This window comes from Paraburkholderia sp. J12 (genome assembly GCF_905220215.1).
In the GTDB taxonomy this organism is placed as follows: Bacteria; Pseudomonadota; Gammaproteobacteria; order Burkholderiales; family Burkholderiaceae; genus Paraburkholderia.
The window spans coordinates 27,502-52,703 of sequence record NZ_CAJMZC010000012.1; the positions used below are offsets into that span (position 1 = coordinate 27,502).

At 62.1% G+C, this 25,202-nt stretch carries 23 protein-coding genes; 16 read left to right on the forward strand and 7 right to left on the reverse strand.

Going from position 1 to position 25,202, the window contains the following annotated elements:
- Window positions 1-70: 70 nt before the first annotated feature.
- The 4 genes from U5760_RS23065 to U5760_RS23080 all read left to right on the forward strand — a co-directional run bounded on the left by U5760_RS23065 (window position 71) and on the right by U5760_RS23080 (window position 5,230).
- The gene (locus U5760_RS23065; RefSeq protein ID WP_415914159.1) at window positions 71-1,516 is read left to right on the forward strand and encodes a cytochrome-c peroxidase; all 1,446 of its coding nucleotides are present in this window, start codon (window positions 71-73) and stop codon (window positions 1,514-1,516) included.
- Window positions 1,517-1,825: 309 nt separating this feature from the next.
- Window positions 1,826-3,523, forward strand: coding sequence for a tetratricopeptide repeat-containing sulfotransferase family protein (locus U5760_RS23070; RefSeq protein WP_322014616.1), 1,698 nt, complete (start codon window positions 1,826-1,828; stop codon window positions 3,521-3,523).
- Window positions 3,524-3,935: 412 nt separating this feature from the next.
- Window positions 3,936-4,682: an enoyl-CoA hydratase-related protein gene (locus U5760_RS23075; protein WP_322014617.1), complete on the forward strand. Its 747-nt coding sequence runs from the start codon at window positions 3,936-3,938 to the stop codon at window positions 4,680-4,682.
- Window positions 4,683-4,762: 80 nt separating this feature from the next.
- Window positions 4,763-5,230, forward strand: coding sequence for a MaoC family dehydratase (locus tag U5760_RS23080; protein ID WP_322014618.1), 468 nt, complete (start codon window positions 4,763-4,765; stop codon window positions 5,228-5,230).
- A 197-nt stretch (window positions 5,231-5,427) separates the two neighbouring features.
- On the opposite strand, the gene U5760_RS23085 is transcribed toward U5760_RS23080, so the two are convergent.
- A complete protein-coding gene (locus U5760_RS23085) occupies window positions 5,428-5,994 on the reverse strand; it encodes a TetR/AcrR family transcriptional regulator (RefSeq protein WP_322014619.1) in 567 nt (188 codons plus the stop codon).
- A 165-nt stretch (window positions 5,995-6,159) separates the two neighbouring features.
- On the opposite strand from U5760_RS23085, the gene U5760_RS23090 reads away from it, so the two are divergent.
- The 10 genes from U5760_RS23090 (at window position 6,160) to U5760_RS23135 (ending at window position 18,701) form a co-directional block, all read left to right on the forward strand.
- Window positions 6,160-7,248, forward strand: coding sequence for a histidine kinase (locus U5760_RS23090; RefSeq protein ID WP_322014620.1), 1,089 nt, complete (start codon window positions 6,160-6,162; stop codon window positions 7,246-7,248).
- Window positions 7,245-7,877 carry a response regulator transcription factor gene (locus U5760_RS23095; protein WP_322014621.1) on the forward strand — a complete coding sequence of 211 codons (633 nt, stop codon included), beginning with the start codon at window positions 7,245-7,247 and terminating at the stop codon, window positions 7,875-7,877. Before U5760_RS23090 ends, U5760_RS23095 begins: the two co-directional genes overlap by 4 nt.
- A gap of 153 nt (window positions 7,878-8,030) precedes the next feature.
- A complete protein-coding gene (locus U5760_RS23100; RefSeq protein ID WP_322014622.1) occupies window positions 8,031-8,804 on the forward strand; it encodes an enoyl-CoA hydratase in 774 nt (257 codons plus the stop codon).
- A gap of 46 nt (window positions 8,805-8,850) precedes the next feature.
- On the forward strand, window positions 8,851-10,929 hold the full coding sequence (locus tag U5760_RS23105) for a 3-hydroxyacyl-CoA dehydrogenase NAD-binding domain-containing protein (protein ID WP_322014623.1): 2,079 nt from the start codon (window positions 8,851-8,853) through the stop codon (window positions 10,927-10,929).
- A gap of 28 nt (window positions 10,930-10,957) precedes the next feature.
- A complete protein-coding gene (locus U5760_RS23110; RefSeq protein ID WP_322014624.1) occupies window positions 10,958-12,133 on the forward strand; it encodes an acetyl-CoA C-acyltransferase in 1,176 nt (391 codons plus the stop codon).
- Window positions 12,134-12,156: 23 nt separating this feature from the next.
- A complete protein-coding gene (locus U5760_RS23115; protein WP_322014625.1) occupies window positions 12,157-12,939 on the forward strand; it encodes an SDR family oxidoreductase in 783 nt (260 codons plus the stop codon).
- Window positions 12,940-12,992: 53 nt separating this feature from the next.
- Complete coding sequence (locus U5760_RS23120) at window positions 12,993-13,781, forward strand: crotonase/enoyl-CoA hydratase family protein (protein ID WP_322014626.1); 789 nt, start codon at window positions 12,993-12,995, stop codon at window positions 13,779-13,781.
- A gap of 88 nt (window positions 13,782-13,869) precedes the next feature.
- Window positions 13,870-15,777: an acyl-CoA synthetase gene (locus tag U5760_RS23125; protein ID WP_322014627.1), complete on the forward strand. Its 1,908-nt coding sequence runs from the start codon at window positions 13,870-13,872 to the stop codon at window positions 15,775-15,777.
- Between the two features lie 89 nt (window positions 15,778-15,866).
- The gene (locus U5760_RS23130; RefSeq protein WP_322014628.1) at window positions 15,867-17,678 is read left to right on the forward strand and encodes an acyl-CoA dehydrogenase C-terminal domain-containing protein; all 1,812 of its coding nucleotides are present in this window, start codon (window positions 15,867-15,869) and stop codon (window positions 17,676-17,678) included.
- 39 nt (window positions 17,679-17,717) lie between these two features.
- Entirely contained in the window at window positions 17,718-18,701 is a 984-nt protein-coding gene (locus U5760_RS23135; RefSeq protein WP_322014629.1) for a nitronate monooxygenase family protein, read from the forward strand.
- A gap of 101 nt (window positions 18,702-18,802) precedes the next feature.
- Here U5760_RS23135 and U5760_RS23140 read toward each other — a convergent pair whose 3' ends face one another.
- The 6 genes from U5760_RS23140 to U5760_RS23165 form a co-directional block, all read right to left on the reverse strand.
- The gene (locus U5760_RS23140; protein WP_322014630.1) at window positions 18,803-19,555 is read right to left on the reverse strand and encodes a tetratricopeptide repeat protein; all 753 of its coding nucleotides are present in this window, start codon (window positions 19,553-19,555) and stop codon (window positions 18,803-18,805) included.
- Window positions 19,556-20,172: 617 nt separating this feature from the next.
- Window positions 20,173-20,814, reverse strand: coding sequence for a DUF1109 domain-containing protein (locus U5760_RS23145; RefSeq protein ID WP_322014631.1), 642 nt, complete (start codon window positions 20,812-20,814; stop codon window positions 20,173-20,175).
- Window positions 20,811-21,314, reverse strand: a complete 504-nt coding sequence (locus U5760_RS23150; protein WP_322014805.1) for a DoxX family protein — start codon at window positions 21,312-21,314, stop codon at window positions 20,811-20,813. Before U5760_RS23150 ends, U5760_RS23145 begins: the two co-directional genes overlap by 4 nt.
- A 5-nt stretch (window positions 21,315-21,319) precedes the next feature.
- The gene (locus tag U5760_RS23155) at window positions 21,320-22,099 is read right to left on the reverse strand and encodes a DNA-binding domain-containing protein (protein WP_322014632.1); all 780 of its coding nucleotides are present in this window, start codon (window positions 22,097-22,099) and stop codon (window positions 21,320-21,322) included.
- Window positions 22,089-23,012 carry a DUF692 domain-containing protein gene (locus tag U5760_RS23160; RefSeq protein WP_322014633.1) on the reverse strand — a complete coding sequence of 308 codons (924 nt, stop codon included), beginning with the start codon at window positions 23,010-23,012 and terminating at the stop codon, window positions 22,089-22,091. Before U5760_RS23160 ends, U5760_RS23155 begins: the two co-directional genes overlap by 11 nt.
- Before the next feature lie 30 nt (window positions 23,013-23,042).
- Entirely contained in the window at window positions 23,043-23,354 is a 312-nt protein-coding gene (locus U5760_RS23165) for a DUF2282 domain-containing protein (RefSeq protein ID WP_322014634.1), read from the reverse strand.
- A gap of 194 nt (window positions 23,355-23,548) precedes the next feature.
- Here U5760_RS23165 and U5760_RS23170 point away from each other — a divergent pair, with 194 nt between their 5' ends.
- A complete protein-coding gene (locus U5760_RS23170; RefSeq protein ID WP_322014635.1) occupies window positions 23,549-24,241 on the forward strand; it encodes a DUF1223 domain-containing protein in 693 nt (230 codons plus the stop codon).
- 65 nt (window positions 24,242-24,306) lie between these two features.
- The gene (locus U5760_RS23175) at window positions 24,307-25,197 is read left to right on the forward strand and encodes a protein-disulfide reductase DsbD domain-containing protein (protein WP_322014636.1); all 891 of its coding nucleotides are present in this window, start codon (window positions 24,307-24,309) and stop codon (window positions 25,195-25,197) included.
- Window positions 25,198-25,202 lie beyond the last annotated feature (5 nt).

The window sequence follows — 25,202 nt, forward strand, 5'->3', positions numbered from 1 at the left end:
ATGCGTTTTTTCCGGAAACTTTGTACACCTTGTTTTCCAGGGATTCGCGGGCCTCGCTCATCACACGCCTATGTCAATGCAACCGTACCGCACGTCGCCCCCCACCGATTCCGCCGCGCCGAATGAACCTTCGGGAGCCGGCAAGCCACGCGGTCGCAATCGCGTGCTGGCGGGATGCATAGTCGTGCTGATCGTTTTCGCCGCGCTCGCGGGTTATGCGCTTGCGTATCCCGAGCGCATGCCCGACGCGGTAGGCAATGTCGTGGAAGACATCACCGGCGCCAATCCCCATCCCGTGCATCTCGTGTTGCCGCCGCAGGCGCCGCTGAGCGCAGTGGCGAAACTCGGCAAGCAGATTTTCTACGACGCGTCGCTCTCTGCTTCGGGCAAGCAGTCGTGCGCATCGTGTCATAGCCCGACACACGCTTACGGACCGCCGAACGATCTCGACGTTCAACTGGGCGGCCCGAACCTGGATCGCCAGAGCTTCCGTCCGCCGCCGTCGCTTGCCTATCTGTATCGTCAGGCGCCGTTCAGCATCGGACCGGATGCCGCCGATGCCGCCGCGCCACCCGATTTCAACGCGCTCGCCCAGGCTGCGCTGGGCACGCAGCGTGCCGACAAGGTTGCAGGCACGACGCCCACCGCAGTCGCCATGGTGCCGCAGGGTGGACTCTTCTGGGACGGCCGGGCGGACTCGTATCAGCGTCAGGCGCTGGGGCCGCTGCTTAACCCGAATGAAATGGCGAATCCGGATATCGCCTCGGTTGTCGCGAAGCTCGCACGCGCACCGTATGCGGACACCTTCCGCAAGCTCTTCGGTCAGCGCATTTTCGACAGTCCCACCATGTTGACGGCCGAAGCCATGTTCGCGGTTGGCCGCTACGAGTTCGAGGAACCGGACTTCCACGCGTTCACCAGCAAGTACGACTACTGGCTGCAGGGCAAGGCGCGCCTCACGCACGCGGAACTGCGCGGCCTGCATCTGTTCAACGATTCGCAGAAGGCCAATTGCGCCGGTTGCCACCTGAGCCAGCCGACCCCGGACGGCCTGCCGCCGCTCTTTACGGACACGCAATACGAGGCGCTGGGAGTGCCGCGCAATCCGCGTCTCGAAGCGAATCGCGATCCGAAATTCTTCGACCTCGGTCTGTGCGGCCCGATTCGCCAGGACCTGTCGAAGCAGACGCAGTACTGCGGCATGTTCCTCACGCCGACACTGCGCAACAGTGCCATTCGTCACGTGTACTTCCACAATGGCGTCTATCACGATCTGAAGCAGGTGATGGACTTCTACAACCTGCGCAATACCGATCCGGGCAAGATCTATCCGCGCGACGCGTCGGGCAAGGTGCAGGTGTACAACGATATCCCGAAGGCGTGGCAGGCCAACGTCGATTACGCCGATGCGCCGTTCGACCGCAAGCCGACCGACCAGCCCGCGATGTCCGAGCAGGATATTCAGGACATCATCGCGTTCATCGGGACGCTCAACGACGGGTATAAGCCGAACTGAGCGCGTCGAATCGGTGCAGGAAGAATGGCCACATGCTGACATAATGCTTTCGTCGCCCGGTATGTGCGGACACGCTACCTGCTCCGATCGACGGCACGCCGGGCGAAAGCTTGAGGCTCCTTGAGCCTGTGAAGCGAGCTTCAAAGCCGCTTGAAATAAGGGGAAACATTTCGGTTTCGCCTCCGAGGCCGCGGGGCGGCACTCGGCGGGAGCAATCTCATATACTCCCGTCGAGTGGCGACCGCGGCTCCAGCCGCGCGTTGAGCCGCCAATTTCCCCCACTATCGGCACGACGGCGACGCCTTCGACATGGATTCCGCTTTTCTGCAGCAGTATTCCGAGGTCTGGTTCAAAGAGGCGCAACAGGCCTGGCAGTCGGGCAAACTGGATGAGGCCGCACAGTTGCTCGAGCGCCTTATCGCCGTCAATCCCTCGCACGCCGATGGCTTGCATCTGCGGGGTCTGGTCGCCTTTGCTGCGGACCAGCACGCCGCTGCGGAACTATGGATTTCGCACGCAATCAATGTTTCCGCCAATCCGGCGTTCTACAACAGCCTGTGTATCGTGCAGTTGGCAGCGAAGGCGTTTGCCGCCGCGATCGAAAGTGCGCGCGAAGGATTGGCGCTGCAGCCCGATTTTTCCATGCTTCATTATCATCTGGCGCTGGCTCTTCAATTCGAAGGGCATTTGCCCGATGCAGCCTTTCACTATCGAAAGGCCATCGAATTCGATCCCGGCAATTCCGAGGCACACAACAACCTCGGCATCATCCTGAATGATCTGGGCGAGCCGGAGGAGGCTCTGCGGCAGATCCGCCGTGCACTTGAACTTGCGCCGGGCGTTGCGGCGATACACCACAACCTCGGCAAGGTGCTTCTGTCGTCAGGGGAAATGGATGAGGCCGAATTGCAGTTTCGGAATGCCATTTCCATGGATCCGGAGAACTTTTCGTATTACCGGCTTTTGACCCAGACCAGAAAGCTGTCGCTTGACGATCCATGCGTTATTGCCATGGCGGATCGCATGGCGAACGTCGATTGCCTGGCCCCCGCCAACCAGATGCATTTGCACTTCGCATTCGGCCAGGCGCTGGCCGACAACGGAAATCACGAGCGTTCGTTCGAGCACTTTCAACGGGCCAATGCACTCTATCGAACCAGCATTCATTACGACGAAGAACACACGCTCAAGCTTCTCAGAGACATGCCTCGCTTGATGACGCCCGAGCTTTTCGAAGCCCATCGCGGTGTGGGCGATCCATCGTGCTCACCGGTCTTTATCGTGGGTATGCCACGCTCAGGTTCGACGCTGGTCGAACAGATACTGGCCAGTCATCCCAGTGTATTCGGGATCGGAGAGCGTCCCGAGTTCGAAAGGGTTTTAAAGGCGTTAAGGGCGTCGAGTGCGGGGGCGAACCTCAGCGGCGAGATTGACATCGATGCGCTTCGCGCGACGGTGGAGACACCCTTGGCTTCGATTGGCCGGGAGTATTTGCACCGCATTCATGAAGCCATTTCTCGTGACAAGCACTATCAGATCGTTGCCGACAAATATCTCTTCAACTTTATCTATGTCGGCATGATTCATCTTGCGTTGCCGAACGCCAGGTTTATCCATATCCGGAGGGATCCGGTGGAGACCTGCCTGTCGATATATTCGAAGCTGTTCGGCAACGTGCCGTTTGCCTACGACCTCGGCGAACTCGGTCGTTACTACCGTGCCTATGAAGATCTAATGGCGCATTGGCGAAGTATTCTGCCGCAAGGGACGATGATCGAAGTTCAGTACGAAGAACTGGTCGATGATATCGAGCACCACACCCGACGGATGCTCGCGCATTGCGGACTCGCGTGGGACGAGCGCTGCACGCGGTTCTATCAAACCCGCCGTCAGGTCTTGACCATGAGTGCCCGGCAGGTTCGCGAACCATTGTTCAAGTCGTCATTGCGGCGCTGGCGTCCGGCTCAGGCGTTCTTGCAGCCTTTGTTGGATGGATTGGCCGACTAGAAGGGCGGGGAAGGCGATGAAGGACAAGCCAGGTACGGTGTCTAACAGGTGCTCGCAGTCTCCGAAGCGGTCGCTCACACCCGGCTAATTCAACGGCTGCTTTTAACGGCGGAGCGGACGTCGGGCCGTCAACGCTTCGTTGTTCCTTTTCGAGGTGCCGTTTGTTTGAGACGCCTGGTGCTCCCAAAACGTCGAGCGCCATCTTCAGAATAATCCGACATTCACCCTGGATCATTCCTACATTCTCGCGTGGCAATGGCGTGCCACACTTGTTTGGGCCTGCCACACGAGTCGAGCCCGGATGATTCCGATCGGCGAATTTCAATGTGTTTCGATGCCGTGATGCGTGCAAGGCATTCGCCGCGGCGGCGACCGTCGCCCCGCATCCAACGGACATCGCTGGAACCCACCCATGAAATTCGTCCAAGCTGAATATACAGACGGCATCCTCATCCTCAAACTCAATCGGCCAGACAAGAAGAATGCGCTGACGCAGAATATGTATCTGCGCCTCGCACTCGCGCTCGAAGATGCGAACCACGACGATCAGATTCGCGCCGTTGTACTGCAGGGTTCGTCGGCGGTGTTCACAAGCGGCAACGACGTCGCCGACTTCGCCGACGACGGAAGCGGCACCGAAAAGCATGAATCGGAACGCTTCATGCGGGCCGTAATGCAACTGGAGAAACCGCTTGTTGCTGGAGTTTGCGGCTATGCGGTGGGTATCGGCGCGACCATGCTGCTTCATTGTGATTACGTCGTTGTGTCGGAGGATGTGCGTATCCGTTTTCCATTCGTCGATCTGGGCCTGTGCCCCGAGTTCGCGTCGACGTTGCTTTTGCCGTTAGTCGTCGGCCGTGCCAAAGCCAACGAATGGATGTTGATCGGTGCGACTGTTCAGGCGGGCGAGGCGCTTGCTGCTGGACTCGTCAACCAGATCTTGCCAAACGATCAGGTGCTCGACGATGCGAGCAACGTCGCGCGAGCGCTCGCTAAAAAGCCGACTGAGGCGTTGACGCAGACTCGCCGTCTCCTGAAGGCCGCGCAACGCGACATCATGGCCGCGCGCGTCGACGAAGAGCGACAGATATTTCGCACGCTGCGCGACACTCCCGACGCACAGCGAATTTTTCGCGATTTTCTGTCGCGCCCCCGTTAGTCATTAGTGGGACAGAACAACGTTCCAGAGTAATTAGTTCGCAATACTATTTATTATCGGAAACGACAAGGAGACCACGGATGAAGACCATATCGACATTGCAGGAGCTTGAAGCGCTGGTTGGCGAGACGTTGCAAAGCGACGGCTGGTTCACGGTGACGCAGGAAGACATCGATCTGTTCGCGCGTGCTACAGGCGATCATCAATGGATACATACCGACCCCGAACGTGCGCGCCGCGAGTCGCCCTTCGGCGTTGCCGTGGCACACGGCTTTCTAACGCTTTCGTTGCTACCCACGCTGATGGCAAAAACGATCAAGGTGAACGACGTACGAATGGGAGTCAACTACGGGCTGAATCGGGTGCGATTCACCGCGCCGGTGCCGGTCGAGGCGCGCGTCCGGTTGCATGCGACACTGCGCGGCATCGAAGTTGCCGAGTCGGCCGATGGGAGGAACGTGACACTGACGTGGTCGGTTTCGGTGGAAGTGCAGGGCGCGGAGAAGCCTGCTTGCGTTGCGGAGACCCTCAGTCGCTTGTATTTTTGAATATTCAGGAAGGTCGAGACGCGAGCAGATTGAACGCGCCTCGACCCGTCCGGTTCCCCAGATCCGACGATGCGCTCGCGCGACGCGCAATCATCTGCACGCATCCCGCGTTCGGCTTCGGGCAGCAGACGCGCTGCGCGGTAATAGAAAATCAGCGACAGCTGAGCGCCGAATGCTAATTAAAATATTCCAAACAATCAGCGTTCGCCAGGCAGTGCAAGCAAAGCCTGCTTCGCAGCGGCGAGCACGGCGTCGGAACGTTTCTCGTCGATCAACACGCGCGATACCAACAGCGCGCCAATCAGCGCGCTGACCGCGAAAAGCGCCTGGCTTTCGTCTTCGGTACCCATCGACGCCTCGAGATTCTCGACGAACTGTTCGATGCGCGCCGACATCTCCTCGCGCGCTGCTACATCGGCACGCGCGACGTCGCCGGCCAGCGCCGCAATCGCACAGCCCGACGCACGCGCATCGCGATGTTTGCGGCTCAAATAGCCGCGGATCGTTGCGCCGTAGTCGTGCGGGCCTTTGCCGTTTTTCGCCTCGAAAGCGGCTTTGCCATCGTCCAGGGCCCGCACAAGCGCATGGAGCAGCAGATCGTCGCGCGAATCGAAATGGCCGTAGAACCCCCCGTGCGTGAGGTTGGCGCTATTCATCAGCTTTCCGACGCTGACCGATTCCAGCCCTTGCTCCCTGATCTGACTCGCTGCGAGCTCAAGAATGCGTTCCCTGCTGCGAGCCTTGTCCGCCTGTGAGTGCCCCATGCCATGTCCGGGTTTGATCTATTGACATTCTGAATTATGGTCGTCATTCTTCAGCATGACAACTGTCATGCTGAATGCGGTGCCAGACAGATGATCGGGCAGGAATCGGGAAAAAATCGGGCAAAAATCGGGCGCGGCGCGACCAGGGGCAGTCCGGAGGGATAGATGGACGAACCGACTATTGAACTGGACGACTACGAGGTGCCCTTCAAGGGTATCGTCGAGCAATCCATTGCAGGCATCTATATCCTCCAGGACGGGCGCTTCCGCTACGTCAACGATACGTTTGCCTATATGAGCGGGCTGCGGCGCGACCAATTGATGGGCGCGCGGCTGGGGGATGTGGCCAACCCGGCGCAGCGAGCGGCGTTGATGTCCCAATACGAGCGCAAGATCAACTGCAGCGGGCCTTCGGGGCGTTTCATCATTCGGCGCACCTTGCCCAGCCGGCCAGGCTGCTTCGAAATACACGGTACGCGTGTGATGTTCCATGGGCGTCCGGCCATTGTCGGGGTGGGGATCGACATTACGGAACAGGAGCGGCAGCGTACGGAACTGGTCGACGCGGGACGCCGTCTCAGGGAACTCGTTTCGAACGCCAACAGCGTGCGCGAAAACGAGCGCAATCGCGTCGCGCGCGAACTTCACGACGTCGTTGGCGGCATGCTCACGGCGTTGAAATTCGACCTTTCCCGGCTCGCGCGAGGCATCGACGCGGCACAGGAGCGCAGCGCGCTAGGTGCCACTGCCGCGCAGGCGTTACAACTGGCTCAGGAAACCATCGAAGCGGTACGCGGCATTTCCGAAGGGTTGCGCCCCGGTGCGCTCGATCATCTTGGCCTGAATGACACGCTTGCGCTCGAGGTGAGTCTCTTCGAGCGACGCTATGGTATTGCCGCCCGTTTTCGCAGCAGCGGGCGCGCGTTCGGACTCGATCGCGACGCGGAAATCGGCATCTATCGCATTTTCCAGGAGGCCATGACCAACGTCGCGCGTCACGCACGCGCGACCGAAGTCACCGTCGATCTCGAGTGGCGGCCCGATGGCGTCATGCTGGAGATTGCGGACAACGGTCTCGGTTTCGGGGGCGACGAACAGGATCTGGAAGGCCACCACGGTCTGCTGGGTATGCAGGAACGCGCGCGGGAACTGAACGGCATCCTGCTGCTGGGCACGGGGCCCAAATCGGGTGCGAGTATCAAGCTCGAGATGCCGGCGCGTTGCGAAGACATTCTGGAGGAGAGACGCGCATGATCCGGCTTTTACTCGTCGATGACCACACCATTTTTCGCGAAGGCCTCAAGCGCCTGCTTGCCGAACAACATGAGTTCGATGTGGTGGCCGAAGCGGGCGATGCGTCCGAGGCGCTGGGCCGGTTGCGCGAACAGCCTGTCGACGTCGCGCTGCTCGACGTGAATATGCCTGGACGCAGTGGACTCGATATGTTGCCGTCTCTGCGCGCGGAATGGCCGTCCATGCCCGTTATCGTGCTGAGCATGTATCCGGCCGAACAATATGCGATGCGGGCGTTCCAGGGCGGCGCCTCGGGCTACGTCACAAAGGACATGGATGCGATGGCACTGGTCGAATCGATCCGTAGCGTGGCCAAAGGTGGGCGATACGTGACCCCCGCGGTAGCCAACTGCCTGATTGACGGTTTTGGCCGACCGTCCGAAGCGGCGGCTCACCAGCAACTGTCGTCGCGCGAGTACGAGATCATGCTGCTGATCGTGCGCGGCATCCGGCTTACTGAAATTGGGCGGCAGATGTATCTGAGCGTGAAGACGGTCAGCACGTATCGCACGCGCGTGCTCAGAAAGCTCGGCGTATCGAGTAACGCCGAACTGGCTCGCTACGCGCTGGAGCATCGACTGATCGACTGATCGACTGATCGGTCCTTCTGCGCTCCTCGCGCGCTCCAGCTTCAGAAAACGCTGACACGCCATAGAGTCAGTTCCGACAGCCAGACCGGCGCTCGAAGTCCACACTCTCTCTTCAGGAAACGACACAAATCGTCGAACTGAAGGGAGAAAACGATGAGCGCAGAAGTGCGGGTGCAGGTCGACGAGCGCGTGCTGGTCGTGACGCTTAACCGGCCCGCGAAGAAAAATGCCATTACGGCATCCATGTACGACGCGCTGGCCGCCGCGATGACCGACGCGGATCGTCGCGACGACATACAGGCCATACTGCTCAAGGGCGCGGGCGGCAACTTCACCAGCGGAAACGATATCGGCATGTTCGTCGATGCGCCCGACGGGGCGTTTCGCGGCTCGCCCGCGAATGACTTCCTGCTGGCAATGACCGCATTGCGCAAGCCTGTTGTGGCTTGTGTGTGCGGACACGCGGTGGGTATCGGCGCGACAGTCCTGCTGCACTGTGACTATGTCGTTGCATCGGACGATGCGCGCATCCGTTTTCCCTTCGTCGATCTCGGGCTGTGCCCTGAATTCGCTTCGACCTTGCTGCTGCAGCATGTGGTCGGCCGCAACAAGGCCACCGAATGGCTGCTGCTCGGCGCACCGATTCCCGCCGCCGAGGCGCACCTGGCGGGTCTCGTGAATCGCGTGGTGCCCGTCGATCTGGTCGGCGAAGAATCATTGTCTGTCGCAAAGCGTCTGGCCGCCAAGCCGCGTGAAGCGCTACTTGCCACACGCGGCCTTATCCGCGAATCCACCGATCGGTTGGTCGAGGCGCGCCTTCAGCGAGAAGGGACTGTTTTCGACACCCTCCGCCGCTCGCGCGAAGCGCAGGACATCTTCCAGCAATTCCTGCAACGCGAGCCCGTTGCGGCGTCCAGCTGCATCTGAGCGCGCGCTGCCGATCCAACCGGTTTTCAACGCAAAGGGACCTGTCATGAGCACCGAATACACCGTCGTCAACGACGTCGCGGTCATCACGATCGCCAATCCTCCGGTCAACGGACTGGGACACGCCGTGCGCATCGGCATTGTCGAGGGACTCGATCGCGCGCTCGCCGACGGCGAAGTAAAGGCCCTCGTTTTGACGGGCGCGGGCAAGGCCTTCTCGGGAGGCGCCGACATGAAGGAATTCAACGGTCCCATGACGGGCCGCGATCCGGGGTTGCACACCGTCCTCGCGGCCATCGAAAACAGCCCCAAGCCGGTGGTTGCCGCTGTGCACTCAGTGGCGATGGGCGGTGGACTTGAACTGGCGCTGGCCTGCCACTACCGCGTCGCTGCGCGCGGTGCGCGCATCGCGTTGTCCGAGGTCACGATGGGACTGCTGCCCGGTGCGGGCGGCACGCAGCGCCTGCCGCGCCTGATTGGGCTCGAAACAGCCACCAACATGATCGTGCATGGCGTGTCGATTACCTCGGACGCGCTTTCGGACTCGGGTCTCTTCGACCGGATGGCCGAAGGGGATGTGCTCCCCGACGCTATCGCATTCGCCAGCGAGATGGCGCGGCGTGGCGGCACGCACCCACGCGTGCGCGAGCGCGCGGTGGTGCACAGGAATCCGGAGGGTTATCTCGCCGTGGCGCGCCAGGCCGTTGCCGCGCAATACAAGGATCTGCCGGCGCCGATGTGCTGCCTCGATGCGATCGAAGCCAGCTTTACCTTGCCGTTCGACGAGGGGCTCGCACTCGAGCGACGTCTGTTCCTGGGGCTGATGAATGGGCCCGTGTCGCGGTCGTTGCGGCACGCCTTTTTCTCCGAACGGGCAGCCGCGAAGCTGCTCGACGTACCGGAAACGACGCCGGAGCGCGAGATACAAAAGGTGGCCGTTGTCGGCGCGGGCTTGATGGGTAGCGGAATCGCCATGAACTTCCTCAACATTGGCGTGCCGGTCGTGCTGCTCGATGTTTCGGAGGCGGCGGTGCACAAGGGTGTTGCTGCGATTCGCGCGAACTACGAAGCGAGCGTGAGGAAGGGCAAGCTCGATGCCGCCGTACTCGAAGCGCGCATGGCCCGGCTTCAGCCGGAGGTCTCGATCGAGCACGTGGCCGATTGCGATCTCGTCATCGAGGCCGTTTTCGAAGACATGGATGTCAAGCTGCGCACCTTCCGCGCGCTGGATGAAGTGGCCCGGCCCGGTGCGATTCTCGCGACCAACACCTCCACGCTCGACGTCGACCGTATCGCTGCGGAGACCCGTCGCCCGCAAGATGTGATCGGGCTGCACTTCTTTAGTCCTGCCAACGTGATGCGCCTGCTCGAAGTGGTGCGCGGCGCGGCGACGGCGCCCGACGTGCTCCACACGGCGATGCGACTGGCGCGACGCATCGGCAAGGTCGCTGTGGTGTCGGGCGTGTGCGACGGCTTTATTGGCAATCGCATGATTGCACGCTATGCGCATCGTGCCGGCGAGCTGCTGGAGCAGGGCGCGCTGCCGGAGCAGGTGGACCGCGCGGTCGAGCGCTTCGGCCTTGCGATGGGGCCGTTTCGTATGGGCGATCTTGCGGGCAACGACATCGGCTGGGCCATTCGCAAACGCCGATATGGGGAAGATCCGTCGATGCCGCGCTTCGAGATTGCAGATCGGCTCTGCGAGGCCGGGCACTTCGGCCAGAAAACGGGTGCTGGATGGTACGACTACGCGCCGGGGCAGCGCAAGGCACTGCCGTCCGCTCGAACGCGGGAGATGCTTCAAGCGTGGTGGCGCGAGAAGGGGGTGACGCCTCGCCGCTTCAGCGACGAAGAGATCGTCGAGCGCCTGATTTACGCACTGGTGAACGAAGGGGCTGAGATTCTCGGGGAGGGTATTGCCGCGCGTGCCTCGGATATCGACGCCGTGTACGTGCACGGCTACGGGTTCCCGCGCTGGCGCGGCGGCCCGATGTTCTACGCCGACACGGTTGGCCTCTACGACGTGCGCCGGACGATGCGCGGATTCGGCGCGGACGATCCGAGCTGGGCGCCCGCCGCCCTGATCGAGCGGCTCGCCGACGAAGGTGCCGCATTCAACGGCTGATTCCCATCCACTCTCACGGAAGAAAAAAATGAACGAGGCTGTCATCGTTTCGACCGCCCGCACCGCACTGGCCAAAAGCTGGAAGGGTGCCTTCAACATGACTCACGGCGCGACCCTCGGCGCCCATGCCGTCAAACACGCGGTAGAGCGCTCCGGTCTTGCGCCTGCCGAAATCGAGGATTGCATCATGGGCGGCACCTTCGGCGAAGGCACCACCGGCGGCAATATTGCCCGGGCGATCGCCCTGCGTGCCGGACTGCCGGTGACGACGGGCGGCGTAAGTGTGAACCGCTTCTGTTCGTCGGGTTTGCAGGCGATCGCCATGGCGGCCCAGCGCGTGATCGTGGAGGGGGTGCCCGCGATCGTTGCGGGTGGCGTCGAATCGATTTCCTGCGTGCAGAACCAGGCGAACACGCATATGCGCCTCGATCCGTGGCTCGTCGAGCACAAGCCCGAACTCTACTGGAGCATGCTGCAAACGGCGGAGCAGGTCGCGAGCCGCTATGGGATCAGCAGGGACGATCAGGATGCGTACGGTGTTCGCAGTCAGCAGCGAGCCGCGGCGGCGCAGGCAGCGGGCCGTTTCGAAGACGAGATCGTGCCGATGACCACCACGATGGGCGCGGTCGGCCCGGATGGCCGCATCGTAACCCGTGAAGTGACGATTGCGCAGGACGAGGGGATTCGCCCCGATACCACGCTCGAAGGCGTCGCGCGTATCCGGCCCGCACTCCCGGGTGGCGTCGTGACGGCAGGTAACGCCAGTCAGTTCTCCGATGGTTCGTCGGCTTGCGTCGTGATGAACGCGAAGCTCGCCGGGCAGCGTGGACTTGAGCCGCTCGGGCTATTCCGCGGCTTTGCTATCGCGGGTTGCGAGCCTGACGAAATGGGCATCGGTCCGGTTTTCGCCGTTCCCAGGTTGCTCGAGCGCGCGGGCGTCAAGCTGGAGGACGTCGGTCTGTGGGAGTTGAACGAGGCCTTTGCCTGTCAGGTTCTGTATTGCCGCGACAAACTTGGGATTCCTGACGACAGGTTGAATGTCAACGGTGGCGCGATCGCAGTGGGTCATCCCTATGGGGTCACCGGCTCGCGCTTGACCGGGCATGCGCTCATCGAAGGCAAGCGGCGCGGCGTGAAGTACGTCGTGGTAACGATGTGTATCGGCGGGGGGCAAGGCGCTGCCGGCCTGTTCGAAGTTCTTTGAGCGCTTGAGACTAGGAGACGTAAATGACAGCAGTGGCAAAGCTTTTCGATCTGCGCGGCCGCACCGCGCTCGTGACGGGTGGATCCAGCGGACTGGGTTTGCAGATCGCGGAGGCCCTTGGGACGCAGGGCGCCCGAGTCCTCATCTCGGCGCGCAAGGCCGATGGACTCCAGGCGGCCCAGGCTCACCTGGCTTCTCTTGGTGTCGATGCGGACTGGATTGCCGCGGACAACGCACAGGAAGAGGAGGTCGAACGGCTCGCGAACGAGGCCGTGCAGCGTCTGGGCCGCGTAGACATTCTCGTGAACAACGCGGGCGCCACCTGGGGCGCGGCGACGGCCGATCATCCGCTGGCCGCGTGGGACAAGGTGATGAATCTGAATGTGCGTTCGATCTTCCTGCTTACCCAAAAGATTGGCCGGCTCTCGATGATTCCGAACGGCAATGGTCGAGTCATCAATCTCGCTTCCATCGCAGGACTTAAGGGAAACGGACCGCACGCGCAAGCCACCCTGGCCTACAACACCAGCAAGGGCGCGGTGGTGAATTTCACGCGCGCTTTGGCCGGCGAGTGGGGGCCGCACGGCATCACGGTCAACGCGCTCGCACCGGGCTTTTTCCCCTCGAAGATGACGAAGGGCACCATCGAAAAGCTGGGCGTCGAAAAGCTCTCGGAGCGTGCGCCGCTGCAACGCATCGGCGATGACGACGATCTGAAAGGCGCAGCGCTGCTGTTTGCCAGCGACGCGGGCAAGCACATCACCGGGCAGATCCTCGCCGTGGACGGCGGCACTACGGCGGTCTGAATCGGCGTCCGAACCTCCCTCTACGACGTATTCCGCAATCAAGGAGCACAGCAATGAGCAATGACGCAGGCACGCCCGAAGTTCGTATGACCGTAGTGGATCACATCGCGGTGATTTCGCTCGACAACGCGGCGAAGAAGAACGCGATCACGCCCGAGTTGATGCAGCAGTTGTCGCAACGTCTGACCGAGTTCGACGACGACGACAACCTCTGGGTGGCCGTTCTCGATCCGGCTGGCGAGCACACCACGGCAGGTCTCGACATGCCGAAGTTCTTTGGCCCGAGCGCGACGGCCAAGCCGATTCCCGACGACCAGGTCGATCCGTTCGGGCTCAAGCGGCGCTGCCGCAAGCCGGTAATTTCGGTGGTGCACGGCATTACCTACACGATCGGCATCGAACAGATGTTGGCATCCGACATCGTCATCGCGGCCGATACGGCGCGCTTTTGCCAACTCGAATCGAAGCGCGGGATCGCCCCGCTCGGCGGCGCGCATTTTCGCTATCTGACGCGCACCGGTTGGGGCAATGCGATGTATCACCTGTTCCTGTGCGACGAGTTTTCCGCGCATGAGGCGTTGCGCTGCGGCTTCGTGCAGGAAGTGCATCCCTATGGTCAGCACCGTGAGCGCGCGATGGAGATCGCTGCGCTGATCTGCAAGGTCGCGCCGATCGGTCTGCGCGCGACCAAGGCGGCAGCGTTGACTTACATCGAACACGGAGAAAAGGCCGCCATCGAGGTCATTCCGCGCGTGCGTGAGGAAGTGTTCGCGTCCGAAGACTTCAAGGAAGGCATCCAGTCTTTCGTCGAGCGACGCGAGGCGCGCTTCAAGGGGCGTTGAGCGGCGGCGAGATCCGCGCTCATTGTGCGCGGCGGCATGCTGCGCCGCGCACACCCACTAAATAAAACTCGAACAGGAGACGACCAGAATGGCTCGCGCAACATCCCGTTTGCCGGACTACTACTCACCGGAACTGCTACTCAGCGAAGCTGACGTAGCGCGCTTCGAACAGGTGCCGCTGGAATCGCGCAATCTGCCGGCGTCGACCTACCAGATGCTGATGGACGGTTGCAGCATCGATCCGGACAAGGTCGCGATCCAGTTCTTTACCGACGGTGCGCGTCCGCTGGAGACGGCCACGCACATCACGTTCGCGCAACTGCGCGCAAGGATTCATCAGACCGCGAATCTGTTGACTGAGCTCGGCGTCGGCAAGGACGATGTGGTTTCGGTGCTGCTGCCTGCGATTCCCGAATCGCAGTACGTGCTTTGGGGCGCGCAGGCAGCAGGGATTGTGAACCCCGCAAACTGGATGCTGGAGCCGGAAATCCTGATCCAGATGTTTCGCGCGGCAGGTACCAAGGTCCTTGTTGCGTTTGCCGGCGACGATCATCCGGAGATCTGGGCCAAGGCCGAGGCGGTCGCGCGGGGCGTACCGTCGATCACTGCATTGATCCGCGTGGGCGGCAGGGCGCGAGGCGTCGAAGCCGTGGCGGACGTCCCCGTTATCGATTTCGATACCGTGCTCGAACGCTTTCCGGAAGACCGCCTCGTTTCGGGGCGCGTATTTGCGCCCGACGACACCGCGTCGCTCTTTCATACCGGCGGGACAACCGGTGCGCCGAAACTCGCGCGTCATCTCCATCGCAACCAGGTTTTCTGGATCTGGGCATCGAAGCATCTTTCGGGCTTCGACGTTGACGAAGTCCGTCTGGTCGGCGTGCCGATCTTCCACGTTGCCGGTGCTGTGGTGGGCTGTTACGGGCCGCTGGCCAAGGGTTCGACGATGGTCCTGATGACCTCGGGCGGGTTCCGCAATCCGACGGTACTGCCCAACATATGGCGCATCGTCGAAGCGTTCGGCGCCAATATGGTGACCTTCGTGCCGACACTGGTCAACCAGGTACTGTCGATTCCTTTAAACGGAGCGGATATTTCGACGCTCAGTTACGTCGCGTCGTCGACAGCGCCGCTATCGACAACCGTGGCACAGGCATTCCATCGGATGACCGGGTTGCGCATACGGGAAAGCTGGGGCATGACGGAGACGACTGCCGTTACGTGTATCACGCCATACGGTGATGAAGTCAAGGTGGGGAGCTCGGGTGTGCGTCTGCCCTATCAGCAGGTACGCGTGGTTCGGGTCGATTCGACGGGGCTCGCGGCGGACTGTGCGCCGGGCGAATCGGGACTGGTGATCGTGCGTGGACCGTCGGTGTTTCCCGGCTATCTCGACGACGCGCAGAGCGTGCGCTGGATCGACGGCGACTGGCTCGATACCGGCGACCTTGGCTATCTCGACGCACAGTGCTGGCTATGGATCACCGGCCGCTCCAAGGACCTGATTATTCGCGGCGGCCATAACATCGATCCCAAGATGGTCGAGGAAGCATTGTTCGCGCATCCGGCGATCCAGGATGCCGCCGTGGTCGGCGCCCCGGATGCGCACGCGGGAGAGGTGCCGGTGGCATATGTGGTGGTAAAACCGGGCGAACATGCCACAGCGGAGGCTGTTCTGCGCTTTGCCGCCGAGCACGTACCGGAGCGCGCAGCCGTGCCCAGGCACTGCTACGTGCTCCCCGAGATGCCCAAGACGCAGGTGGGCAAGATTCAGAAAAACGTACTGCGTCTTGATGCTATCGAGCGTATGTTTCGAGCCTCGCTCGACCAGGCCGGGGCTGGTGAACACACGACGTTGCGAGCGACAGACCGGGGAAGTAGCGGATTCTTCGTCGAAGTCGAGGTGCTCGACGATACTTACGATAGGGAAAAGATCGCCGAAGCGTTGCGTAGTTTTACGATCCCGCATTCAATTCGGTATGCTAATGAAGAATGACGAGGCAGATTTCCTGTCGACGCTATTTGAATCGCGAAAGCTCGTGAACGCGGCGAATGCCGCTTTGTATTCTTCAGGAGACTATTGCCGTGTCTATTGTGTATAACGCGCCCGTTGACGACTATCTCTTCCTGCTGCACGACGTGATCGGCCCGCTTGCCCCGCATGCGATCGGCGATCTCTCGCGCGACGACACCAGCCAGGTGCTGGAGCAGGCGGCCCGCTTCTTCGAGGAAGTCTGGGCGCCGCTGGATGGACCGGGCGACGAGGCCGGCTGCCGGCTCGAAAACGGCGCAGTCAAAACGCCCCCGGGTTATCAGGCCGGTCACGCCGCGCAATGCGAGGCGGGCTGGAACAGCGTATCGGCGCCGGAGGCCTATGGTGGCGCGGGATTGCCCGACTCGATTGGTCAGGCCGTGCGGGAATTTTCGGCGTCTGCCTGCAACTCGCTTGGCCTTTACACAGGGCTAACCAACGGCGCGCACGCCACCATTCGACACACCGGCGATGACTGGATGCTGCGCCATGTCGTACCGCGTATGGTGAAAGGCGAATGGGCTGGCACGATGTGCCTCACCGAGCCGCATTGCGGTACCGATCTGCGTCTCATGAAAACGCGTGCCACCCTGCAGGAAGACGGTACGTGGCGTGTGAGCGGTACGAAGATTTTTATCTCGGGTGGGGATCACGATCTGAGCGAAAACGTCATCCACCTCGTGCTCGCCAAAGTTCCGGATGAGAACGGTCGCATTGTCGACGATCTCTCCACTGTCAGGCTGTTCCTCGTGTCCAAACTGTCGATCGATACGACGACCGGGGCGCCAGGCGGCGGCAACGGCGTCACCGTCACCGGCATCGAACACAAGATGGGCCTCAAAGGCAGTGCCACGTGCACGCTCGCCTTCGAGAACGCGTGCGCCTACCCGCTTCAGGAGTCGAGGGCGGCAACGGGTTCTGCACGCAAGTCGTCGGCAGGTATGAGCGGGATGTTCGACATGATGAATCTGGCGCGCCTCGGCACCGGATTGCAGGCGCTTTCCTCTGCTAACCGCGCATACGGCCATGCAGCACGATACGCCCGTGAACGGCTGGCGGGACGTGCAGCGAAGGCCGCCGATCGCACGGGCGGCGCGGCAGACCCGATCGTCGTTCACCCCGATGTGCGGCGTCTTCTGCTGAAGCAGGCGGCGTTTATCGAAGGCGCGCGTGCCTTGGGACTGTACGTGCGTGTCTTGCTCGACGAACCTGACGAAACCCGGCGGGCGCAGCGGATCGCAATCGGCAGTCTGCTCACGCCAGTCATCAAGGCATTTTTCAGCGACCGCTCGTTTGAGTCGGCGAACGATGCCATGCAACTGATGGGCGGCCACGGTTATATCCGCGAGAATGGCGTTGAACAACTCGTTAGAGATTGCCGCATTTTCCAGCTCTATGAAGGCGCCAACGGTGTGCAGGCGCTGGACCTGGTGTTGCGGAAACTGCCGTCGTCCGAAGGGCGGCCATTCGCTGAGTTTCTGGCGATGCTGGATGAGACTGCGCGCGAAGCGCATGATCACGAGGATCTGCGTCCGTATGCAGATGCACTCGACGCTGCGGCTTGGGAAGTGCGGGACTGTGCGAGCTGGCTCAGTGAATCTTCGCGCGATGCTTACGACGCTGGCGGATCTTCCCACGACTTCCTGACGATGCTGGGCATTCTCGCCTGCGCATGGATGTGGCTGCGTATCGCTTACGTCGCGAGGACGACGCTGCCCCAGTCGGAAAACAGCGCATTCCTCGAACGCAAGCTCGCGCTTGCCCGGTACTGGTTTGACCGCGAATTGCCGGTGGTTTTCGCCCTGGGCCAGCGTGTCAGAACGGGATCGGAATGCCTGATGGCACTGCCGGCTGAGCAGTTCTGATTCGTGCGTGCCAGACTTCGAACGATAGGAGAATTTGCAGTGAGAACACAGATCACGGACCTTTTCGGCATCCAGCACCCAATCATCCAGGGGGGCATGCACTATGTCGGCTTTGCCGGCCTGGCGGCAGCGGTTTCCAATGCAGGCGGTCTCGGCATCATCACGGCGCTCACGCAGCCGACGCCGGAAGCGCTGGCGAGCGAGATTCGCGAGTGCCGGGTGGCAACCTCGAAACCGTTTGGTGTCAATCTGACGTTTCTGCCGGCACGCAATCCGCCTGACTATCCGGGGTATGTAAAGGCCATTATCGAAGGCGGCGTCAAGATCGTCGAAACCGCGGGGAATAACCCGCAGCAATGGCTGCCAGTCTTGCACGAGGCAGGCATCAAGGTGATCCACAAATGCACCTCCGTGCGGCACGCGCTTAAAGCGCAAGCTATCGGCTGCGATGCGGTGAGCGTCGACGGGTTTGAATGCGGCGGCCATCCAGGCGAGGACGATGTTCCGAATTTCATACTCTTGCCGCGCGCGGCAGACGAACTGGAGATTCCGTTCGTCGCATCGGGCGGTATGGCCGACGGCCGCTCGCTGGTTGCGGCGCTTGCAATGGGAGCAGCGGGCATCAACATGGGAACGCGTTTCGTTGCGACCCGGGAAGCACCTGTGCATCAGAAGGTGAAGGATGCAATCGTTGCCGCCAGCGAACTCGACACGCGTCTTGTGATGCGTCCGCTGCGTAATACTGAACGGGTTCTGAACAACCGGGGTGTCGAGCGCCTGCTCGAGAAAGAGCGGCAACTGGGTACGGAAATCACATTTGCCGATATCGCGCAGGAGGTGGGGGGCGTGTATCCGCGCGTCATGAAGGAGGGCGATCTGGATGCCGGGGCGTGGTCTTGCGGAATGGTGGCAGGGCTCATCCATGACATCCCGACCGTCAAGGAGTTGATTGATCGCATCATGTCCGAGGCCGAACAGATCATTACGGCAAGACTGCTGGGATCTGTCGACGTGCATCTGTGACGGATTCGAAGCGCTCACTCGGCTTCGCATTCCCGGGTGGCCACTTCTGGCTACTTCTGGCCGCCCGCCGCCATTAGCCTCCCGAGAACTTACCCACCCCCTTACCGTCCCAGCCCGGCCTGAGCCCGCTGCAGCCACTCGCTGTTGTGCTCGCGGGCATGGCGCGGCCAGTGCCGCGCATCTTGCACGATCTCGGCATACAGTTCGCGCGCACGCACGCGGTCTGCTTCATCGGGCCGCGCGGAGAGCCAGTCGGCGTACAGGCACCGCGGTTCCGCGTCGCGCGCGCTGGCGAGCGCCGTCTCGAATGCGGCGCGCGTTTGCGGCGCATCGATCGCAGCCAGCGCCTTCGCGTACAGCAAGGCTGGCTCCGGCTGCTGGCGGCAGAGGGGATGGGCCGCGAACAGCCGCTCCAGCGTCTCCTTCGCGGCCGAGGCGTCGCCGGTGGCGAACTGCGCGCGCGTCAGTCCTTCGAGCAGCGCCTGATCGGAGGCAAACGGCCCGCTGGCCGCCGTCTGGTAATGCGTCAAGGCTTCGGCGGCATCGCCCGCATCGAGCAGCGCGGCAGCCAGACGCATGCGATGCGCCACGGTCGGCGCACCGTCGAAATCCATGCGCGCCTCGCGCACCGCCCGGTTGGGATCCACGAGCCGTGAGAGGGTCCGCGTGGCGGCTCTCGCTCCGCGCGACTGGCGAAGCTCCGGCAAATAAATGGCAAAGAAGTACACCAGGCTGCCAATGCCGGGGAACAGAAACAGGATCAGCAGCCAATACAGGTGCTGCTGGGTCCGCACTGCATGGACGGCGAAAAACAGCGCGATGATGACGTGGAGGCTGATTCCGAAAATGGACATCGACAAGATTCCGTTGGGGTGCGTTGCGGGAGCCGGGGCGGCGTAAGGGCCAGCTCCGATTGTGACAGAAGTGCGCAAGGGCGCCGGCATGCGCGTCAGTTCAATCTGGGCTGCTTGCGGCGGGAGCCGTAATTTGACCGGGTTTCCGATGCGAAAAGTCGCTAATCCGCCAGCTCCGGCGTTTCGATAGCCTCTTTGACCCGTTCCACGAACGCAACGACGGCTCGCGGCAAGGTGCGGCCTGCCATCGTCCGGACTTGCAGCGTGCGCTGATGCAGCTCCGGGTTCGTGATGGTCAGGGCGTCAGCCCGCCGGGCCCCAGGCGGCTGCGCGCCGTGAGGTAGCCGTTGTGCGATTGCGCTTTATTACGGCTATCTTGTGCGGCTCAACACGACGCAGAAGATGTTTCCGGGTGTTCCGGCATCGAGCTACTTCGGTGTGGGGGGGCGGGCAACTCGTTCATGTGGATCGAGCCGTCCCCGCGCCTTGCGCTCGTCGTGCGGTGGCTCGATCCGGACGATGCGAACGAATTTTTTGCGCGCGTTTATGAAGCGCTCAGAGCGATGTAGTTTGCGTTTTAGCGAAGCCGGGAACGCTTCCATTCCGTCGATGCCGATTCACCATCGCAAATAGCGGGGCGCGACGGTCGCGCCCATGCCGGTGGTGATGGCAAGGGCGAGTACGAACCAGATTCCCCAGAAGGGCACCGCCATTTCGGAGCAATACAGCGAGTAGACCAGCAGTCCCTGCGCACCGGCCAGCAAACCGGCTCCGGCACCCGCGAGAGCAAGGCGGGTAGGGACGAGCTTCTTCATGGTGAACAGCATCACGGCAAGCGACGGCAAGGACAGGAGCACGACGTCCGCGGTGGTGGTCCGCCATGTCGTGCCGAGCATCAGCTGAAGCCGGTAACCCGGCGGCGTGGCCACCAGGATGCCTCCGGCTGCGAGCAGCACGGCTACCATCGGCAAGACGACTGCGAACCAGGCCAGCCGGATGGGGGCGCCCGGCCGCCCCAGCCGCTCTGCCAGCGCCAGCGCGGTGGCGATGATCGCAAGAGGGAAAGCGAGCCGAGCCCAGAACAGGGTTGTGAGGATCAACTCCGGCATATCGCTTCGGACACCGTATAACGCGACCAGCAGGATCGTGTTGCCCGTGAGGCCGAGCAGGAGCGCGCGCGCCAGCAGCCTGGGTATGGCGTCGCGCGCGATGGGCTGGGCGTTCCTCGCCAGCAGGGCGACCAGATCCTGGGTTTTCATGACCGGCTCGCACGGTCTCCCAGCAGGTAGTCGATCGAGATCAGGCCGGGGCCCCATGCAGCGATACCAAGCGCCATGGCTGCCCACGTGATATGAATCGGCCAGCCGTCCGGCACGGTCAATTCGATAATGCAGGTCATGGCGAACAGGCCGGCGGCGGCGAACCGGGTGCCGATGCCCAGCACCAGCAGTACAGGAAACGTGACTTCGCCGCATGCGGAAAGAAATGCGAAGACCGCGGGAGCGGGAAACGGGTAGGGGCCGCCGGGCAGGTGCAACTGGAACTCGTCCGTGAAGAGCGTGATGGCCGTGTCGTTCAGTTGCAGGAAACCCTGCCACTTCAACATACCCGATTTCCAGAAGGGGACGGCAAGGGCGATACGCAGCACCAGTTGAACGAGCCAGGGCTGCGCCAGGCCTTCGATGAACCTGCGCGCCCGAACGACGATGGCAGCGATTGCGCCCGGGATCGTGGAAGTGGATTCTTCTCGCGGCAACATCATGACTATTCTCCAGATTGTGCGGTGGCAAACACGCCGGCGGAAATCATTCCCGCCAGGTTGGCCCCCAGATCGAAGGCGGCGCTTTCGTTCAAGGCGGCTTCTACGGCGGCCCCGAGGGGCGAACCGTGCATAAGGGCAGTGAGAAAGACCGCTCCACCCGGGGGGAGCAGCGAGACGGTCACGTCCTGATCCGGTCGTGTGATCAGCGCGTCTTCGGCGTCACTCGAACAGAGCGGGGAAACCGGTCCATCGGCACGATTCATTGCGAAAATGGCGACGGCCGGATACTTCGAGCGGACGATCCGTGCGGCAGGATGCGGCACGAAGCGCAGTTGCGCGAGCGATGCCGGATCGACGCGCGCGAACTCATCCGCCACGAGTGGCGCCGCATCCGCAGCATGGTAGGCGTCGAGCCACGCGCGCTCGATGCGCGCGGTATCCGCGAGCCACGGCATGTCGCGCGCGTACTCCCAGGATTCGATGAAGGCGGGAAAATCGCGCCCATATTCGAATAGCAACGGCGAGGCGGGTGGCGTGGCCCGAACATGAAACCGTGCCATGGCGCGGAAGAACTCGACGCCGGTGATCCGTTGCACGGCGGGATAGATAGCGGCCAGCGCATCGATCAGGCTGACGGTGACGTTGTTTCGGTAGACGTTATAGCGCCTCGTCACGCCTTTTCCCGCGGTGGCGACCACATCGCCTGGCGCCGTGACGGTGGGATTGGTCAAACCGCGGGCGAACGCTGCGGCGCCTTCCCGGAAACGATGCTCAAGCTCCATGGTCCGCCTCCTCGAAGCACAAGTCGGCGTTCTCCACGGCGATGCGCCGGGCCGCTTCGGCCTGTGCCCGCAGTTCGGGCCACGCCGGCAGATTGCTGTCCCATTCGATCAGGGTAGGTATCGGTCCATGGCATGCCATGACGTGCCGGTACAGGTCCCAGACAGGGGCGGCGATTGCCCTGTCGTGACTGTCGATAAGCAATAAGGCATCCTCATCGTCGGACTGCTCGCTATGCCCGGCGAGATGAATTTCTCCAACCTGCTCGAGAGGAAAGTCGGCAAGCCAGGCGTGGGCCGAATAGCCGTGATTCACTGCCGAGACGAAAACGTTGTTGATGTCCAGCAGCAGGCTACACCCCGTCCGCTGTGCAACGGCGCGAATGAAATCCGGCTCGCTGAAAGTGGACGAAGCAAAGGCAACATAAGTGGACGGATTTTCAAGCAGGAGCGGGCGCCCGATGGCGTCCTGAACCTGGTCGATGTGCGCGCAGACCCGATCGAGGGTTTCTTTCGTATAAGGCAGCGGCAGCAGATCGTTGAAGAACGTTCCGCCGTGCGATGACCAGGCAAGATGTTCGGACACGAATGCCGGTTCGTAGCGATTCACCAGGTCGCGAAAACGCGCCAGGTGGAGAACGTCGAGCGCATCCGGTCCGCCGATCGACATGCATACCCCATGCAGGGAAAGCGCATGCCGGTCGCGAATCGTCGTGAGCGCACGATGCGCCGGACCGCCTGCGCCCATGTAGTTTTCGGCATGGACTTCGAAGAATACGTCCTGAAGCGTGTCGTCGAGAATCATGGCGAGATGTTCGTGCTTGAAACTCGTCCCGACCAGAGCGGCCGTGCCGGCCGTCGCGTGACGAGGACGGCCAGACTCAAACGTCTTTGCAGTGCCAGCGGAATGGTTCATGGCCGTCCAATGCCTCTCGTCGTTTTGCGATCAGGACTTGATCGGCGTGAGCGAGCCGTGGCCGCCACCCGGAACCTCGATGCTCGTGCAGGTACCGCCCTGAACGAACTTCCACGAATTACCCTGGAAGTCGACCGCCGACGTTCCCTGGCAAGTCGTTCCCGGGCCGGCTGCACAATCGTTTTGCCCCTTCAGCGCGACGCCGTAGCACTTTTCCTTGTGAGCCGCGACGGCGGCATTCGCTTCCGCGCTGGTGAGCGGTGCAGCATGAGCGACCGAAGCGAGCAGGCTTGCAACGGCGCCTGCGAGCAGGGCGGAACTAACAGTGGTCTTTGCGGACATGGATGTTCTCCGATGATTGAGATGGAAGGTATCCGTGGCGGATACACGAGTTAATTCGGAGGTTGCCCGGCGCCGGTTACAGCAACGGAAAAATTTCGTGGCTCATGCAGTCAATAAAAATTTCCACGATGGTGTAACCGCGGAGCGCCCCGCAACGAATTAGGAGGGCAGTCCCACTGCGCTGGAGAGGGGTCATGTTCGTACGTCTTGTTGCCGCTGCCGTTCTTGTGCTCGCCGCTCCCGTTGCTGCTTCGGCGAGGCCCGTCGTTGTCGAGCTGTTTACCTCGGAAGGGTGTTCGTCGTGTCCCCCTGCAGATGCTTACTTGTCGGAGCTCTCGCGTGAGCGTCAGGACGTACTGCCGCTTGCGTTTCACGTGACTTACTGGAACAACCTGGGCTGGGCGGATCCGTATTCCTTCGAATCTGCGACAGAGCGACAGGCGGCATATGACGTGCGATTCGGCGACGGCTCCTATACGCCGGAGATGGTGATTGACGGCCGGAAGGGACTCGTTGGTTCGGATCGCAGCGCAGTCGAGGTCGCGATCCGCGCTGCGCAACGTATCGACGACACGGGGGCGCAGGTCGAAGGCGTGCGGCGCGCGGGGTTGGTGTCGATCACGGTGGGTGCCGGTTCCGGAAGCGGGCAGGTCTTGCTGATCGGCTACGACCCGGACCACACGACTGCGGTTGGACGAGGTGAAAACTCGGGGCGCACGCTCAGGGAGTCGAATATCGTGCGTTCGATCCAACCGATTGGAAACTGGACCGGGGCGCCGTTGACGCTGGAGTCCGCGGCGCCGGCCGGAGAGCAGGCCGCGGTCATCATCCAGTCACCGGATGGTGCAATCGTTGGTGCCGCGCGAATCGCTGGCGGCACACATTGAGAAATCATAAAGGATAGCTAACAGATTTTTTCCATTCGACAGATGATCTCTGTCCTTCATGCGAGATGGGAAAATCCCAACATCTATTCCCGAGTTTCTGCGCCGGCCTGGTGGCCTGTGCGGCGCTGTTCGTCGGCCCCGTTCGCGCTGTGCAGGCAGAAGCGTCGGCGTGGGTCGGGGACCCGCGCGGTGAGGTCCGCCTGATCACGGCTGCCAACAGCGTGCATGGCAAAACACTGCAGGCCGGGCTGGAGTTCCGTTATCCGCCGGGGTGGCACGGATACTGGCGCACGCCCGGCGACACCGGTATCGCACCGACGCTGGACTGGGCGGCTTCGGTCAATCTTCGTAGTGCCGCGATAGCGTGGCCGGCGCCGTCGAGGCTCGTGGTCTCCGGCCTCCAGAACGGGGTCTACACCGGGGATGTCGTTTTGCCCTTGCTGCTGCAGGTGGACGAGGCCAATACGCAAACCCGGCTCAGTGTTGCTCTTGACTACGCGTCGTGTTCGAACGTTTGTGTTCCCCTGCACGCGGATTTGTCGCTGGTCTTGCCCGGTGGCCCGGGTGGGGCGTCGGCTGAAGCCGATGCGATTGCCAAAGCGTGGACGCTCGTGCCGGGTACCCCCAGCGCCGCCGGCATCGAGATCCTGCGCAATGCGCTGCTGGGGTCCGGGCAGCACCGGCGTCTCCTCGTGCAACTGCATAGCGATACGTTGCCCTTTCTGGCGCCGGATCTGTTTGTCGAGGGGGCGGGGAACGGGTTGCCGCCGGCACCGGTCGTCCAACGGAGCCATCACGGCCAGGACGTAGAGCTTGCTGTCGCGCTGCCTAGCAGTGGCGCGGCCGTCCGAAGCACGCCGTTGCGGTTGACCATCGTGGATGGAACGCGCGCAGCCGAATTTTCTGGACCTGCTGCTGCGGGTAATGCGGTTAGTGCAGCTAATCGATCTCCGTGACCGGG